The 17,288-nt window shown below is 50.3% G+C and carries 11 protein-coding genes; 5 read left to right on the forward strand and 6 right to left on the reverse strand.

The window, feature by feature from the left end; all coding sequences use genetic code 11:
- Positions 1-243 precede the first annotated feature (243 nt).
- The gene (locus DU481_RS02720; RefSeq protein WP_350132256.1) at positions 244-1,098 is read left to right on the forward strand and encodes a hypothetical protein; all 855 of its coding nucleotides are present in this window, start codon (positions 244-246) and stop codon (positions 1,096-1,098) included.
- A 78-nt stretch (positions 1,099-1,176) separates the two neighbouring features.
- Here DU481_RS02720 and DU481_RS02725 read toward each other — a convergent pair whose 3' ends face one another.
- From DU481_RS02725 to DU481_RS02735, 3 genes are all read right to left on the reverse strand, one after another.
- On the reverse strand, positions 1,177-1,527 hold the full coding sequence (locus DU481_RS02725; RefSeq protein WP_107803911.1) for a YdbL family probable chaperone protein: 351 nt from the start codon (positions 1,525-1,527) through the stop codon (positions 1,177-1,179).
- A 24-nt stretch (positions 1,528-1,551) separates the two neighbouring features.
- Positions 1,552-1,767 carry a YnbE family lipoprotein gene (locus tag DU481_RS02730; protein ID WP_090322184.1) on the reverse strand — a complete coding sequence of 72 codons (216 nt, stop codon included), beginning with the start codon at positions 1,765-1,767 and terminating at the stop codon, positions 1,552-1,554.
- A gap of 100 nt (positions 1,768-1,867) precedes the next feature.
- On the reverse strand, positions 1,868-4,333 hold the full coding sequence (locus DU481_RS02735; protein ID WP_350132259.1) for an intermembrane phospholipid transport YdbH family protein: 2,466 nt from the start codon (positions 4,331-4,333) through the stop codon (positions 1,868-1,870).
- Positions 4,334-4,558: 225 nt separating this feature from the next.
- Here DU481_RS02735 and DU481_RS02740 point away from each other — a divergent pair, with 225 nt between their 5' ends.
- Entirely contained in the window at positions 4,559-5,569 is a 1,011-nt protein-coding gene (locus DU481_RS02740) for a metal-dependent hydrolase (RefSeq protein ID WP_350132262.1), read from the forward strand.
- Between the two features lie 20 nt (positions 5,570-5,589).
- On the opposite strand, the gene DU481_RS02745 is transcribed toward DU481_RS02740, so the two are convergent.
- Complete coding sequence (locus DU481_RS02745) at positions 5,590-6,291, reverse strand: type 1 glutamine amidotransferase (RefSeq protein WP_350132265.1); 702 nt, start codon at positions 6,289-6,291, stop codon at positions 5,590-5,592.
- 166 nt (positions 6,292-6,457) lie between these two features.
- Between DU481_RS02745 and DU481_RS02750 the strand changes: the two genes are divergently transcribed.
- Entirely contained in the window at positions 6,458-7,840 is a 1,383-nt protein-coding gene (locus DU481_RS02750) for a DUF2868 domain-containing protein (protein ID WP_350132268.1), read from the forward strand.
- A gap of 3 nt (positions 7,841-7,843) precedes the next feature.
- Positions 7,844-9,250 (forward strand): GTPase/DUF3482 domain-containing protein, encoded by a 1,407-nt coding sequence (locus DU481_RS02755; RefSeq protein WP_350132271.1) that lies wholly within the window; start codon positions 7,844-7,846, stop codon positions 9,248-9,250.
- Positions 9,251-9,262: 12 nt separating this feature from the next.
- On the opposite strand, the gene DU481_RS02760 is transcribed toward DU481_RS02755, so the two are convergent.
- Both DU481_RS02760 and mgtA read right to left on the reverse strand, forming a co-directional pair.
- A complete protein-coding gene (locus tag DU481_RS02760) occupies positions 9,263-13,291 on the reverse strand; it encodes a PAS domain S-box protein (protein ID WP_350132274.1) in 4,029 nt (1,342 codons plus the stop codon).
- Positions 13,292-13,477: 186 nt separating this feature from the next.
- The gene (mgtA, locus tag DU481_RS02765; RefSeq protein ID WP_350132276.1) at positions 13,478-15,982 is read right to left on the reverse strand and encodes a magnesium-translocating P-type ATPase; all 2,505 of its coding nucleotides are present in this window, start codon (positions 15,980-15,982) and stop codon (positions 13,478-13,480) included.
- A gap of 420 nt (positions 15,983-16,402) precedes the next feature.
- On the opposite strand from mgtA, the gene DU481_RS02770 reads away from it, so the two are divergent.
- Positions 16,403-17,236, forward strand: coding sequence for a PEP-CTERM sorting domain-containing protein (locus tag DU481_RS02770; RefSeq protein WP_350132279.1), 834 nt, complete (start codon positions 16,403-16,405; stop codon positions 17,234-17,236).
- Positions 17,237-17,288 lie beyond the last annotated feature (52 nt).

Here is a 17,288-nt window from a genome sequence, read left to right on the forward strand (position 1 = left end):
TGTATCTCATATAGAATGCTTGCGTTTGCATTGATTGAGATGGGATACCTTGTCAGATGACTGATTTAATAGAAATTACTATTTACTCTGTAATTGCATTGATTGCTGGATTGATTGTTGCGCAGATAATCAAGGATAAGTTTCTGAAATAGGCAGTAGAGCTAATTCATCACGCTCTCGCCTGATACAGTTAAGAGTCAACATGGTGTTTATGGCGCTACTGAATAGTTTGCCTGTAAGGCTATGAATTCCCCTCAGCTTGTATTATTCGCCCTCGCCAGTGGCCGTTCGGGCACCAGCTATCTTGCTGATTTCTTCACAAAAAATATTACGCAGTGTTACAGCACGCACGAGCCTTACTTTACGCCGGGTAATCCCACGCTGTTCGGTAAACCGATTGAATGGAACACGCAAGGTAACGATAGTGCATTAATCCCGGTGCTGGAACGTAAATGCCGTTTTATCGCGGGCCGCCAGCAACCGTTTTATTTTGAATCGAATCATGCTTTCCTGAAAGCTTTTAACCGTCACGCTGGGGTGCTGTTGCGCAACCCCGGTTTTATTCATTTGGTACGAAATCCATTGCTCGTGGCGAAAAGCGAATATGTGCGCGAGCAGGCGATACGCCAATGGCATCTACCATTTGCGGAATATACCAGTGATACCGGCGAGCGTTTGTTCCGTTGGGCTTTAACCGGGCATGAAGCGTTGTTCCGGCACTACCCGGGCACACTCAGCCGTTTTCAGTTTTATTTGTTGCAATGGCTGGAAATCGAACACCGGGCGATGCAGCTGATCCGGGATCACCAGTGGCAGGATCGCGTGTTTTTTATCGATGTCGACGTTGATCTCAAACGGGAGGCGGTGTTGAAGGACATGGTTCGATTTTTTGATTTACCACATCAGACCGTGTTTAACCTGAATTTGCGCCGCAACAAAACCCCATTTATGGGTCCGACTATCATTACGGCGCAGGATAAACAGGAATTCCGGGCGATTGCGCGCGATTTACCGGATAACTACAAAACATTATTGCACGCCGAACCTTATCGTCATTGCAGCTGGTATGCCGAGGTCAATCAGTTGATGGCGGATTAACGGATGGATTACTGTTAGATCGGATTGCGCAGCGCCTGATGCTGGCCGGTTTTAGCTGTCTTCCATTTGCATGGCTTGCTATTTTTGTTTCCATTGGCCATTCAGTTGAATCCAAGTTCCGGATGGAACTTTGCGGATGATTTCTTCAGCATAAACTTTCCCGACTTGTTCGATATCGATTCCCTGGGCGGTGGCTTTTTCCTGGTAAATCGACCGGCGTTTTGCGTTGATTTCATCCGCTTCCCCGCGAGCGCCCGGTTCGCGCGCGACGACATAGCCATCGTAACTTTCGCCGACTGCGCCCGATGCGCGCAGATTCTCGATGGAATCAGCCCAGGCGGGTATCGCGTTAAGCATGAATGCCAACAGCATGGCTTGGCCGATTTTTGCGAAAGGTTTTTTAACTGTCATGTGTGCAATACGCTGCATAGTGTTCTCCTCGTCTCGTTGATATCAGAAGATGCCAGGATTGGCCGCGATATCTTTTTTGGCTTGCTCTTCAAGCTTGACCCGGATGTCCGCATCCAGCTTGATATTGAGATTAATTGTGATCGGTTCTTGCGGTGTCTCCACTTTAACGGTCGGCGCGCATGCAGTGATCGTCAGGCAGAATAGAATCAGGATGACTTTGACTAATGTCGCGTTGGTTATTCGATCAATTTTACGCATGATTGCACTCCTTTTCTGATGGATTCCCGCACTCTATTCTGACTGGGAATCCGATAATTAGCATACTGTGTTCCATGATTTCAATTTAGCGCGAGCGGACTTAATGGAACCTTAATGAGCCGCGCAGAATTTCATGCGATAAGTTGTAACCTTGATTAATCGTTTGCAGAATTTTATCGATATCCGTTTCGAGCTTAATATTCAAGCGGAATGCCTGCCCGTCTTTTACCTTGGGATTATTCCCCAACAACGACAGTTTGGCTACCAGATCGTGTGTAACCGATTTGTCGAGATCCAACGACAGTTCGGTGTAGTGAAAATCCTGTGCCGCTTGCAGTAATAAATTCATTTCCTTACCGGCGGAAGCCATCAGTTTTGAGGCTTTTTCCGATTTGAAACGCAGAATCCCCGGAGCTTGCGCGGCTAGGTGGCCATTGGTGATGGTCACTTGGTTTTCCGCCAGCGTCAGCGGGATCTGACCGTCCAGATGACCGGTTCCGGTCAATCCATCAACCTTAATGACATTAAAGAGGGTTTCCAGGTCGATGTTGCTGATGCGGATCAGCGTGTCAGAACGCGCTGCGGCCGGGTCGATGACGGTAGGTACGACGGCTATTGTACCTTCCAGCACGGAGAATTGCGCTTTTTCGATGGCGATGCGGGGCGGGCTGGTGCCTTCGATATGATAGGAGACTAGCAGATTTTCCAGTGGAACACCGGCGTCAATGTGCCGAATGGTGATTGTCTGGTGCGGCGGGGTACGGGGCGTTAATAAATCCACCAAGTTAAGATTGATATTTAGATCGCTGAGTTTTGTATTTTCACGGGCAAACGATAAATTGCGTAATTCAAATGCTGCCTGACTGTTCCGCACACCTTCCTTGGACCAGTTGAGTTGAGCGTTGGCGTTGAGATTTCCGCTGACATTCTCAAGTTGTGCAAGAGCGGGGGAGAGCACGCTGGGCTGCAAACCCTTCGGTGAGAAACGGATAGGAATAATTTCCGCTTGTATCGTGCCATCGCCACTAGCGGGTGCATGACGGCCGCTGATTGTTAAATAGCGCAAATCCGGCACACCGCCTGTGACGTTCAGCGCATACACGGCTGGTTCTCCAGCCGCCGCTTCATTGCGGATACTGCCGGTGATAGACAGCGCAGCAAATAGCGGTTCGGACGCAAGGTGTTGCAGCCGGGCGATAGCGAAATCCGCCGCAGTGCCCATCTCGGCATCATTCCAATGTACGGTGGCGGAAAAATCCTTCATTTGCAGATCGGATTGCGGCAATGTAAAGCCCGCCTCGTTGAGGGTAAAACGCCCTTGGTAGTCGCTACCCGCACTGAGTTTTCCGGTCAAGGTTATTTTTCCGGGATGAATCTGCGCCTCAATAGCGGGGGATTCCGTACGATTGACACGCACGTTCAGGTTACCAGGAGTCACAGCGATATCGTGTGAAAGTGACCAGCCCTGCAAATGCTTTTCCAGTTCCAGATTGGCTTGCGGGATTGAAAACTTGAACGCATTCAACAAATGCACAGGCGTGCCGGAGTCAATCTTGCCAAAAGTGATCTGCCCTGGATTGCGCAATGCAACTTGCCAATTATCCCGATTGAAAGTGATTTGCACAGGCAGAGAAACAGAGAGCTGCTGAATTTTGAGCGGTTCCGCAGCATATTGACCGCCGTCGGCTTCGAGATCCAATGATCCTGTCAATGATTGTGCTGACGCGCGGATATTACCTTTCAGCGTGATACGATCGATGGTTGTATTTCCTAACGCTGGTGTCACCGGATTTTTATCAGCGGAATCGGATATGGGTTTTATGACTGTTTTTCCTGGCAGTTTGATGCCGGATAATGTGAATTCGGTTTGAATATGCTGTAGCTGCAATGCTGCGAACGAAAATGCCGTTTCACCTGAAAAACTGGAGATATTCGCTTCGGGCAGTCCCAGCATACCTTCAGAAACGGCGAACTTACCTTGTATATTTCCCTTTCTATCCAGTGTCGCGGTCAGTAAGCTTTTGCTTTGTGCAAGTGAACCGGAAACGATTACACTCATGTGCATCGTCTGTGCATCCGGCTGGTTTTGCGCAATGCCGCCGGATAGCGCGATGGTCGCTTCACCTGCTGTTGAGCGCAGATGAATTGCCGAATCCTTGAGTGAAAAGTTTGGCAGCCAGGGAAGGTTGATACTTTTTCCAGATGCGGCAGTCATCGGTGTAGTGGAACTCAACGGCGGGTACACCGCGTTCAAGTCGAATGTCACGTGCAAACCGCTGATCTCAATCGAGATCGGCTTCCCGGCGAGCAGATCTGGAACATTCCATGCTACGAGCATGTTGTCCAAGCGCAATTCTTTATTTTTACCTGCCGACAAACCATTCAAGTGGAAAGCATTGAAAGAGAGATTCAAGTCAGCAATGGATTGCAGCGGTAAGCCTCGCTTATTCAATTGCTGGCCGATCAAGGTTTCCAGCAAAGGATTGCGGAAAACATAAAGACCTGCCCCGGCAAAAATGGCGAGGCTGATCAGGATCAGGAATCCGGTCTTTAAGAGTTTTTCCATTGTATCAATTGCATAGGGCCGCAAGTATTGAATTGACTTTTAATTCGATTAATACAGGTCTGATTAGCTTCGTTTCAACGCTTTAACAAGATATCACAACTGCATTGCCTTGCAGTATTTTATGTTTCGCTGTGTTTGCGCGAAAAATCATAAAGAATCACGCGCCTCTTTTATACTACGTATCTTCTGCAGAAGAGATTTTTTATTTACTATTGTTACGACACTATGGATTTATTAACCCAAGGACTCCTCGGCGCCACGATGGCGCAGTCAGGCGCGAAACAGCAAGAAACACGCATCGCAACCGGTATAGGCTTTGTTGCCGGTATTGCGGCGGATGTCGATATTCTGATTCAATCGGAGAACGATCCGCTGCTGAATATCGAATTTCACCGGCATTTCACGCACTCGCTGTTTTTCGTGCCGCTCGGCGCGCTGATTGTCGCGCTACTGCTCTGGCCATTTTTGCGCAAACGCCTGACTTTTGCGCGGTTGTATCTGTTTGCCTTTCTCGGTTATTGCTTGAGTGGCGTGCTGGATGCGTTTACCAGCTATGGTACCAATCTACTTTGGCCGGTGAGCGATGCGCGTGTGGCGTTAAATATCATTTCAGTATTGGATCCGGCTTTCACATTGATCTTACTGATCGCCGGAGTGATTGCTTTCAGGAAATATAGCCTTGCTGTGGCCCGGATTGGGTTACTGCTTGCGGCGGTCTATTTATCGTTCGGTTGGATGCAATTGCACCGCGCTGAAACCATTGCGGAAACATTGATCGCGGAAAGAGGGCATCGTGCGGAACAACTGCTGGTCAAACCGACACTCGCTAATCTGGTTTTATGGCGCTCTATTTACGAATTTGAAGGCAAATTCTATGTGAATGCCATCCGCGCCAGTTTGTTTTCCGAGCCGCGCATCTATCCGGGAGAATCAATTGAGAAATTTGTGCTGGAACGCGATCTGAACACGCTACCGGCGGCATCCGTGCTGGCGCAGGATATTGCGCGCTTCAGCCACTTCTCGTCTGGATACCTCGCCATCCGCCCGGAACAACCGAATGTACTGGTCGATGTGCGCTACTCCAATTTGCCAACGACAACCGCGCCGCTCTGGGGCATCGAAATCAATCCGGAGCAACCGGATCAGCATGCGAAATACAAGCTTTACCGCGATTCATCCAGTGTGACGCGCGAAAAGTTTTTGAAGTTGCTGCTGGGTGAGCATATGTTGGATTGATTGAAATCATCAGATAGTAGCTATTTCAGATGCACAATCCATTTCCGGTACAGTCTTTCAGCGACTACATTTAGCGCAGCCACCCGTTTCGGTAGATCCTTTTCAATTTCTTCCAGCGTTTGCACCGATGGTGCGTTCAAACTGGCGAGTTCTTCCGCGCCGACGCTGCACCAGTCGATCACCAGGCGTTCGGTCATTTCGACATGGCATTGCATACCGAGGTGCATGCCGAGTGCAAATGCTTGATTTTCGCAGTAAGGGCTGGACAGAATGCAAGTGGCGCCTTGCGGGATGCTGAACGCTTCGCCGTGCCAATGAAACGAATTGAAACCGGTTAAATCGCCGAACCATTCGCGCGCCACTGCATTATCCGGCACGGTAACTTCACCCCAGCCCATTTCCTTGACCGGATTGGCGCTGATCGTACCGCCCAAAGCTTTGGCCATGAGCTGACCGCCCAGGCAGTGGCCTAGAACTGGAACGTCTTGAGCAATCGCCTGGCGGATTAATGTCAATTCCTGCTCAATCCACGGTAAGTCATCGTTGACGCTCATCGTTCCGCCCATAAACACTAAACCGCTGAATGCATCAATGCTGGTAGGTGGTTTTTCTCCGGCGTCGATTTTGATCAGGCGCCACGGAATATGATTGTTGTCGAGAAATGTGGCAAAATAGCCAGGCCCTTCGATGGGTATATGTCTGAATATTGCAACCGGCTTCATGGAATTTCCCTGCATAATTTTTTGAACGATCTGATAACGGATTTTAGCTTGTTTTGTAGCAAATTCTGCTGAAAATCCGGATAAATCTTTTTTTGTTACCTGTGAAACATAACGCTATCGCCCATTGTGAAATCCGAGTGGACATTCTGCCGGAATTGATTCTTTCATGTCTGTAAACAAACATACCTTCGCTGATTTGGTGCGCATTGAACAGTTGCGCAAAATCGAGTCCGTCAAAGCCGGTGAGCTATCGTACGAGGGTATTAAAAATATGCCCGGCTCTGCGGCCGGTGACTTCAACTATACGGAATTTATTCATCGCCTGACGCTTCGCGCCAAGTACTTGACCCGCGATAACGCGCTGGATGAGGTATTGCAGCAACCGCGCAAGCAGTTTACCCGGGCGCGCTGGATCTGTTTGATTGCTGCGCTGACTTTGGGTGGATTGGCAGCCAGCCAGGCAGTCAGCGAATCTTCCACACTGAATATTTATTGGTTGCTCGCGGTGCTGCTTGGCTTCAACATGATTTCGCTATTATTGTGGCTATCGGGTATTGCGCTGAATCTGCAAAGCTTGAGTAGCGGTGTCGTGGCGCAATTGGCTAGTTGGCTGCCTTACCGGTACAAGAAAGATCCGACAGTTGCATCACTGGCATCGCATGCCTGGTGGGAAAGTTGTTTAACCGGCACTGTGGGCAAATGGCGTATCAGCGTATTAACGCATCAATTCTGGCTGACCTATTTAACCGCCGGTCTGGTGTTGTTGATCTTGCTCATGCTGGCCAGGCAATATAATTTCATCTGGGGCACCACATTGCTGCCGGATAGCACGTTGCCAAGACTCACGGAAATCCTTGGCACGCCATTAGAAGCGATGGGATTAAAAATTCCGGATAACCCGCAAACGGTTGCTAGCCGCATCGGGACAGGCAAACAAGACGCGGAAACACGCACCGCATGGGCGGTTTTCTTGATAGGCGCCTTGCTGGTGTACGGGATTTTTCCGCGCCTGTTACTGCTTGGTTTTTCCTGGTTCATGCAGCAGTGGAGTGAGAGCCGTTTCAAGCTCGATCTTTACTTGCCTTATTACATTGAATTGCGTCAGCGTCTGATGGCGCGCGAAGTGAAAGCGCAAGTCATCGATGCCGATCCGCAGGCCGGTATGAAACCTGCGGAAGTTGTCCGTCCGCCGGAGAATGTTGCCATTCCGGCTAATGCGCAAGCCTTTGGCATTGAGCTGGACGATGCCACGCACTGGCCGGAATCCGTTGCCTGCCGCTTGAATATCGTCGATCAGGAATCGCATGACGAGGCCATGACATTGATAAAAAATCTCAACGGTCCGTTGTTGCTGGGCGTGGCGGCGCACCGTTTACCCGATCGCGGCGTGCAGCGATTGATCAAGGAGTTGGTCGACGGCAGCAACGCTAAGCCGTGGCTGATCCTGTTGAGCAAACCATCGGCGCCGGTGACCAGCGCACGCGAATTCGCCTGGTTCCGCCTGGCGGAGCTCTGCGGCATTCCGGCAGAACATGTCATCACCCGGTAAATCATGAGCATCCCTAACACACAGCATCCGCAGGCGGATTCATTGCTGAATATAGCCGTCGTCGGGCATACCAACACCGGCAAGACATCGCTGATCCGCACCATGTTGCGCAGCACTGAATTTGGTGTGATTGAAGATGGCGCGGGTACCACGCGGCATGTCGAGCAAGCGGCGATATCCGCCGACAATGAAGCGATTCTGAAGTTGTATGACACACCCGGTCTGGAGGATTCCAGGGCTTTGTTTGCGCATATCAAGAAGCTGCAAGCCAAGGCAAAATCGTTGTCTCCTACCCAGATTCTGGAGCAGTTTATTGCGCAAGTAACGGTCAACGACCCGCTGGAACAGGAAGCGAAAGTAATCCGCCAGGTATTGCGCAGCGATATCCTGCTCTACATCATCGATGTGCGCGAGCCTTTCCTGGAAAAATACCGGCTGGAATTGGAGATTCTGACGCAGGTCAGTAAACCGATTATTCCGGTCTTTAACTTTATCGCCGGGCATGACCGGGAACTGGCAAAATGGCGCGAGCATCTGGCGGCTTTCCACATGCACGCCACGCTGGAATTCGATACCGTCGCGTTTACGTTTGAAGCGGAAAAGCGCTTGTATCAGAAGATGCAGACCCTGGTGGAATCTCACTACGATCGGTTGCAGAAGCTGATCGATTACCGTGCCCAATTATGGAACCAGCTGTGTTTGTTGGGCGCCAAGCGGATTGCCGGATTGATTGTTACGGTCGCTTGTTATCGTGAAAGTAAGTCCGCGCAGAATAATGTGATTGCGCATTCGCTGGTTGAAGACCGGTTGCACGATTTTGTCCGCAAGGCCGAGCAGCACTGCTTGCACGATCTATTAGCCATTTTCAATTTTTCGGAAAAAGACGTTGCCATCCAAAAAATCCCGGTCAGTAACGGGCAATGGCAATTGGATATTTTTGCGCCCGGCATTCTCAAAGCATACGGATTGGATCTCGGCAGCGCCGCGGCCAAAGGCGCTGCAGCGGGTGCCGGAATTGATTTGATGGTCGGCGGCATGAGTCTGGGTGCAGCCAGCGCGTTAGGCGCAATCGCGGGCGCCGGCTGGTCAACCTTCAAACGCTATGGCGACGAGATCAAAGCGACCGTCAAAGGCACGCAATGGCAGTGCGCCGACGAAACCACGCTGCAAGTTTTGTATCTGCGTCAGAAGCATTTGCTGAGAAAATTGATGCACCGCGGCCATGCCGCGCAGGACAGGCTACAGGTGGACAAAGCCGACAGCGAGAAATTGCCCGCAAACTGGACCAAACTGACCAGCGCGTTACGCCAAAACCCGGCTTGGCAGGAACCATCCGCTGCGCGCAACGGCAATACGCAGTATTTGGAGATAGAAGCAAAATTGGTGGAAGCGTTGCTGGATGAGAATTAAGGGACGCTGCAATCAGGTTGGCGTTTTTTGCCCGCCGGGTTGTAAATACTGATCCAAAACTTGATTGAGCTGATTGGGGTCGAAAGGTTTGGGCAGGTAAGCGTTCATGCCCGCTGCTAGAAACTCCTGTTGATCGTGTTCCATGATATTGGCGGTCAAAGCGACAATCGGGATGCTGTTCAAGTGCAAGTCCTGGCGAATACGCCGGGTTGCTTCCAATCCATCCATTTTCGGCATCTGGATGTCCATAAAAATCAGATCGAACGAAGATCCGGCTGTTTTCAGTAAATCCAGGCATTCCACGCCATTTTGTGCCAGACTCACCTTGATATCCCAGCTGGTTAGCAATTCGGTGATCAGCAATTGATTGAATTCATTGTCTTCCACGATCAGGATATGAGCGCCGCTGAATGGCTGCTGACCTGAAAGTGCTTGCTGCTGCGCTTGATGGTTTTCGGTTTCGCTAAACAATGCGGCAACGGTGTCCAGCAAGTTCAGCGGTGTGAAAGGTTTAATCAGCACGTTGATGGTGCTATTGACTTCAAACTGATTCGAGAACGCGGGATCGATATTATTGCTGATCACGATGATTTTGGGACGGCGCGCAGCAGGTAATGCGGCTTCTATCGCATGGATGGTGTCGCGATAACTCGTATCGGCTAGGCGCGTCATCAATAGCAGCAAATCAAACGGCACCAGACTGGGATCAGCGAACATGCTAAGCGATGCCGTGCTGTTATCCACAGCAACTGCGCTCCACCCCATGGATTGAACAATTTCCGCGATGACACTGCGCGTAACTGCACGATCGTCAATGATCATGACTTTGAGTGATTGCAGGTGAGCGGGAATGGTCACCCAAGGTTCCCGCTGCAGATTTTTGTAGTGTAACTGGACCGTGCAATGAAACCGGCTGCCCTGGCCATGTTCGCTTTCGGCCATGATATTGCCCCCCATGAGCTGCGCCAGTCGGTATGAAATCGACAAACCCAGGCCCGTGCCGCCGAAACGCCGCGAAATGGATGAATCGGCTTGGTTGAACGCTTGGAAAAGGTGCGCCATTTGCTCGGAAGTCATGCCGATACCGCTATCGGTGATGCTGAAAACCAGCGTAGCGGTTTCGGCATCACCAGCTGGGGCGATGGCGATGCGGATAATGACTTCGCCGCGATCGGTAAACTTGATCGCATTGTTGGTAAGGTTTACGAAAATCTGGCTGAGTCTCAACGGATCGCCGATAAACCTGCGGGGTACATCAGGTTCGACATAAAAAAGCACATCAATGGCTTTGTCTTTCGCGGCGATTGAAGCAATGGCGGATAGGTTTTCCAGAATTGTATTCAAATCGAAAGCGATATGATCCAATTCAATTTTGTTGGCTTCTATTTTGGAATAATCCAGAATGTCATTGATAACGCCCAATAAAATATTGGAGGAGCCTTCAATATTGCGCAGGTACCCGCTTTGGCGCGCGTCCAGTGTGGTTTTGCTTAATAAATACGCCATGCCCAGCACGGCATTCATCGGCGTGCGGATCTCATGCGACATCATCGCCAGGAAGCGGGTTTTGGCGTGACTGGCGGCTTCCGCTTGTTGGCGCGCTTCGATCAGCATGGTTTCGCGCTCTTTTCGTTCGGTGATGTCCTGATGAGTGCCGAACATCATGAGCGGTTTGCCATCGGCGGTCCAGCTGGACACTTTGCCGCGATCCAGCACCCAAATCCAATGTCCTGCTTGGTGACGCATGCGTGCTTCGCATTCGTAAAAAGGAATTTTTCCCGTGAAGTGATCGTTAAGCAGCGCTTCGGATTGCTTCAAATCATCTGGGTGCGCATACTTCAGCCAGGTTGCAATCGATGTTGGAGCAAGTTCCTCGAGGGAATAGCCAAGCATTTCGGCCCAGCGCTGATTGAAAATAACTTCTCCGGTTTGCACGTTCCATTCCCAGGTGCCAATGTGCGTTCCTTCAATGATGTTGGATAAACGCAGGCGTTGATATTCCAGTTCTTTTTCGTGCTGCTTGCGGTCGGTAATGTCGCGTGACGAAGCGTAAATCAGTATTTTTCCCGAAACTTCCAGTCTGCTGGCGTTGATTTCAACATTCATGATCGTGCCGTCTTTACGCCGGTGCAGCGTTTCAAAAACGCGCGGCGTTTTGGAAACTTCACGTACCGCCGCAATCAATTTATCTTTCGGAATCATGGCATCCCAATCCATGACATTGAGCCGGGCGGTTTCTTCGTTGGAATAGCCCAGCATCTTGGCGAAGGCGTGGCTGAATTCCACGATATTGCCATCTTCATCGAGGATGTGAACACCATCGCTGGCGAGTTCCAGTAAGGCTTCAAATTTCAGCGATATATTTTTCAACTCGGTGATATCGCTGGCGTAGCCATTCCAGATAATACTGCCGTCTGCTTGTTTCTCTGGTTTTGAGTGTGCGTGTATCCACCGGACTTCATTTTGCGCGGTCATGACGCGGAAATCAGCGTGCCAATCAGTCAATGTGGCGGCAGATTCCTGAATCGACCGGTTAAATGTTTCGATGTCCTCGGCATGAATGATGGAAAAAATGGCCGACGCATCCTTGGTAATGCTTTCCGGCGATACACCGAGGATCCCGGTTATTCCTCTGCTGGCATACGGTACGCAATTCCGCCCATCCGGAAAAAGCTGGAACTGGTAAATAAAGCCGGGAATATTATTGGATAAATCTTCGAGAAATTTATGGCTTTTGATGAGCTGAGTTTCAAGATTCTTGCGCAAGGTGATATCTACTAAGGTAACCAAATGATTCTTGGCCAGCGTATCTTCAGATTCAAGCGGTGAAGCGGTTGCAATAACACTGCGCAGGGAGCCATCCTTGCAGTGAATAATGACATCGAGCGGTTCAAAGCCGGTATTTTCCCTGGAGGCTTTTTCCAGATGCTGGCGCCAAGTGGTTTCTACCCGCTGGCGGTACGCTGGGTCCGGATAGGCCTTGGGCCACCACTCCGCTAACGTTGGAATATCGTCCAAGGTATAGCCAAATGTCTGCACGAAAGCTTTGTTCAGGAAAGTGATATTCTGCTGGTCATCGTTGATTGCCTTGGGTATGGGGGAGTTGTCGATAATCGCGTAAAGCCTGGCTTCACTTCTCCGCAACTCTATCTCCACTTGGTTACGCTCGGTGAATAGCACGCTGACAAATTGCGCCGTGAGCGAAATCCCCAGAATGAAGATATTCATGTCGAAGATTTGCGGAATCTCATCCACAACAAAAGGGCCGAATTTGCGCGCTGTTTCAAACAACGCCAGTACCGTGATTGCACTGCATATCAGGGATACGACGGCTAATTCACTTTTAATTGCAATCCATAACAACAAGGGAACATAAATCACCAAGGCGAGGGAAATGCCGCTGAAAGTGGAGTTGCCGAAAACCAGCCATGTGGCGGGCAGCATCAAGATGATCGGCACGAGCGCATTGCGCATGGATTGCCGGATGCCGCGGCCGCGCGAAGAAAACAAAATCAGCAGAAACGGCGTTACCAGCAATTGTCCCAAGCAGTTGCCAAACCACCAATAGGCCCAAGCCTGGAAGTAGTTCTGTGATTCCTGGATGACATTAAAGAATGACAGCGCCACCGTTCCGAAGGTGGCGCTAAAGGGTTGCAGCACTAAAAAGATCATGGCGACCAGACGGCTGAGGTCATGCACTCTGGTGAGCGTTGGATTCAATTTCCAGCGCTTGAATAGAGCCGCCGCAATCACGGCTTCAATGCTGTTAATGGCGGAGATAGCCAGCGCAGGTGGAAACTCCAGTCCGCTGCTTAAAGCGAGTGCTAGCTGTCCAACGAAAATGCCTGGCCAGACCTTGCGGCCAAGCAAGATGGCGGCAGCCAGTGCAATACCTTCCGCGACAAAGAAAACCGGTGTGACAATGAAATGTGAGACAGAGATCAAAAAACTGATATGGCCAAATACAAAATACAAAGCAGCGATTGCAGTGAGCTGAAAAATATAATGACGATAGGAAACCGGCTGATGGTTACTGAACATGTAAAGGCAAGAAATCGACTGAATCGGCGGTTAATGCGGATTGGGCTATAAATATCGCTTGATGTGACATAAGGTGGAGATTATCACGGTGGAAATTAAAACAAAATGTGCTTTTTTAATGGCTATAAAGAATCACCGTCTTTGCAGAGAAAACGAACGACGGATGCAGGCATTCTATCAACTACCCTATGGCACGGCCGGGTTGTTCCGGGATTTGTTCAGACGTTTATAGAACCACTGTTTACAGTATTCCACTGTCAGCAGATAAGTGATGATCAAAACAGCCAACAATCCAAAAAACGTCAATGGCAGTGCTGTGAAGCCCAGGTAATGAGCCATCGGGCTGATGGGGAGCAACATGGCAATGGCGACGATACTGAGCGATGTGGTCGTTAGCCAGTGGTTGGGGTGGCTGTGCAAAGGATTGCGCCGGGTCCGGATGATGAAAATGACCAGTACTTGCGTGGCGATCGATTCCACAAACCATCCGGTGCGGAACAGGGTTTCATCCGCCTCAAATACGCTGATAAGCAGATAGAAGGTAACGAAGTCGAATATCGAGCTGATCGGGCCGATGGTCATCATGAAATTGCGGATAAAATTCATGTCCCATTGGCTCGGTTGCGCCAGATCTTCCTCATCGACATTGTCCATCGGCAAGGTGATTTCGGAGAGATCGTACAATAAATTGTTCAGCAGAATTTGCAACGGCAGCAGCGGCAGGAACGGCAAAAAGAGTGTTGACGCGGCCATGCTGAACATGTTGCCGAAGTTCGAGCTGGTCGCCATCATGATGTATTTCATCACATTGCCGAAGGTGCGGCGCCCTTCCATTACACCGGCATGTAGCACTTTCAAATCGTGTTCCAGCATGATCATGGACGCTGCCTGCTTGGCTACATCGACCGCGCCGTCCACCGAAATGCCGATGTCCGCCGTATGCAAGGAAGGCGCATCGTTGATGCCGTCACCCAGATAACCGACGACATGTTTGCGTGCCTTGAGCGCCAGCAACACGCGATTCTTTTGCGCCGGATTGACGCGGCAAAATAGATTCACTTCTTCCACGCGGGCGAGCAATGCATCATCCTGCATGGCGGCAATTTCATTTCCGGTCAGCACGCCGGTAACCGGCAAATTCAACTGGTTGCAAATATAGCGCGTTACCCGTTCATTATCCCCGGTTAAGATCTTGACCTGTACACCACTGGCCTGTAGTGCGGCTAAAACCGGTCCGGCGCTGATTTTGGGTGGATCGAGAAAAGCCGCGAGACCGGCAAATACCAATTCGCTTTCATCGTTTACGACAGCATAGGGGTGATCCGCTGCAACTTCGCGCCAAGCGATAGCCAATACGCGAAAACCATCATTGCCGAATTGATCGAGCAGTTGAGTAATCGATTGCCGTGCGGTTTCATCCAGCGAAACGATGTCACCGGTTTCATCTTCATACTGGGTGCAAAGGTTCAGGATGTCTTCAGGAGCCCCTTTGACTGCCAGTATCCGGATTTCTTCACGCTCTACCAGCACCGATACGCGGCGTCGCTCGAAATCAAACGGAACTTCGTCAATTTTTTTCCAGCCGGTGACCGCAACGTCGTGGTGCAGCAGAATGGCATCGTCGAGCGGGCTTTTGAGTCCGCTTTCAAAATAACTGTTCAAATAGGCAAGTTCCAATACACGTTGGGAGCCTTGACCCAATGCGTTGACGTGATGTTCCAGATGGATTTTCGCTTCGGTCAGCGTTCCGGTTTTATCGGTGCAGAGGATATCCATCGCCCCCATATCCTGAATCGCGGATGGCCGCTTGACGATCACGTTCAATGCAGCCATGCGCAATGCTCCGCGCGTGAGTGTGACCGATACCACCATGGGCAATAATTCCGGTGTGAGTCCTACCGCCAATGCCACTGCAAATAAGAAAGATTCGAGCAAAGGGCGATGCAAAACGATATTGACCAGCAAGGTGAACAGAACTAGCAGGAAGGTAAAGCGCATGATCAACATGCCAAACTGACGTATGCCGAGTTCGAATGAAGTGGGGGGCGGCTTTTTCTCGAGACTGTCGGCAATTTGCCCTAGCGCTGTCGATTGCCCAGTGCGGGTGATTCTGGCCCGGGCTGTGCCGCTGATCACCGTACTGCCCATGAATACCGCAGCTTTTGCTTCCAAGTCCCAGGGATCGGCGCTGACCGGTGCGTCGGCATGTTTCTCAACCGGATAGGCTTCACCAGTGAGCTGCGATTGATTGATAAACAGATCTTTTGCGTCGAGCAATTGACCGTCGGCTGGAATCAGATCGCCCGCCGACAGGGAAATGATATCGCCCGGCACTAACTGTGCCACCGGAATCTCGGATAATTTCCCGTCCCGCAGTACCGTGGCGGTTACCGCGACTTGCGCCGCCAGTTTGGTCGCCGCCTGACCGGCACGGTACTCTTGAATGAAGTCCAGCGTGACGCTCATCAGGATGATGACGCCGATAATGAGCGCGCTGACTCCGTCACCATTCAACGCTGAAATGCTCACTGCGACGAGCAGTATCAATACCAGCGGATTGTAGAAATGAGCAAGAAACTGCACGAGGATGTTGCGCTGCCTGACGGGTTTAATCTCGTTTGCGCCGTGCTGCTTTAGCAGGGTGGCTGCTTCCGCATTACTTAAACCGGTATCCAACTGATCTGTAATCATTTTATCGCCCTCCGGACTTGTGTTCCATGATAATGGCGGCTTTATGCACGCATGGTGATGCAGTCTTCGGATACGTTTGATTCTACTGAGCCCTGCTTAATCGATGACGTGAGCGGATTGCCGGATAGATCCCGGTTGCTGAGTTCCCTGTGTTTCCCATTTCATCTCGTTTGCCGCCGCTTTTGCCGTGCCGGTCTTTTATATGAATAAACTTCATAACTTAACAATTTTTTCTTCTTTGTGGAATCTTTTAATAGTTAATACACTGCAAGCACAGGAAACTGTATGAGGTGGCTGCAAGGGTTTAGGGATGGAGTCTACTCATTTTTCTAATGCGAATATCTGGTTCACATTGATGAGCTATCTCGAAGGTCACTGCAGTCTGTTTTTTTCTGTTAATCGAAATCAAGGAGAGTCTAAATGAGAGATCGTAAAACTAAGTATCTAGGAGCAGTGTTAGCTCTGGCTGTATCAGGTCCTGCATTCGCGGCTTTCAATGGCGATCAAAGCGCCGGTGGAAGCAGTTCATTGTTGTTTAGCGCCTACGAGTCTGTAAGCGGTTATTCTTTTACCCTGGATACAGGTAACCGTAGAGATGACTACTCTGCATCCATTCCATTGTTTACTCCCCTCAATTTTAATCTCGCGCTGGATACCAACTGGAATACTTTTCTGGCTGGCGTAGGTGCGGCGCACTTTTCTGATATCAGATGGGCTGTAACTGCCGGTGATACCAGTGTTGTGGATGGCGATCTCAGAAGTTATCTGACCACCGCAGCCAACGGAGTGGATATTGGCACCAACGGCAGTGGTACAACCAATGCCCAGTTGAACCAATGGAGTGTTAATTACAATGCGTTTATTAATGCAAGCAATGGCGGGGATGGGACAGTTTTCGGCTTTGGCGGCCAACCTTCCACGGTGCATTTAAAAGAAGGCCCAACCGACTTTGCGTCATATGAAATTTCCATCGGTAGTAACTGGAGCGGTAAAGCGAAATTTGACACCACCGGGGCACTGGGTGAAACCCTCAATTTCTATGAAGCTAACATAACGAAATCGCCGAGCGGTGGGGTAGTCAGCCTGACCAGAATAACAACAGATTTACTGGGAACCGTAACACTGACCAACGACGGCTTGCTCTCAATCTCACCTATTTCTCCTGTGCCGGAAGCGGATACTTGGGCCATGCTATTAGTTGGCCTTGGTTTGATGGGCGTGACAATCCGCCGCCGCGCAGGATCCATGTCTTAGTTTCTTCGCAGCGCATTACTCTGTTTTATTAAAGAAATCGGCGTCTGTAGAT

Origin of the sequence: Nitrosomonas sp., assembly GCF_040240425.1 — a bacterium.
In the GTDB taxonomy this organism is placed as follows: Bacteria; Pseudomonadota; Gammaproteobacteria; order Burkholderiales; family Nitrosomonadaceae; genus Nitrosomonas.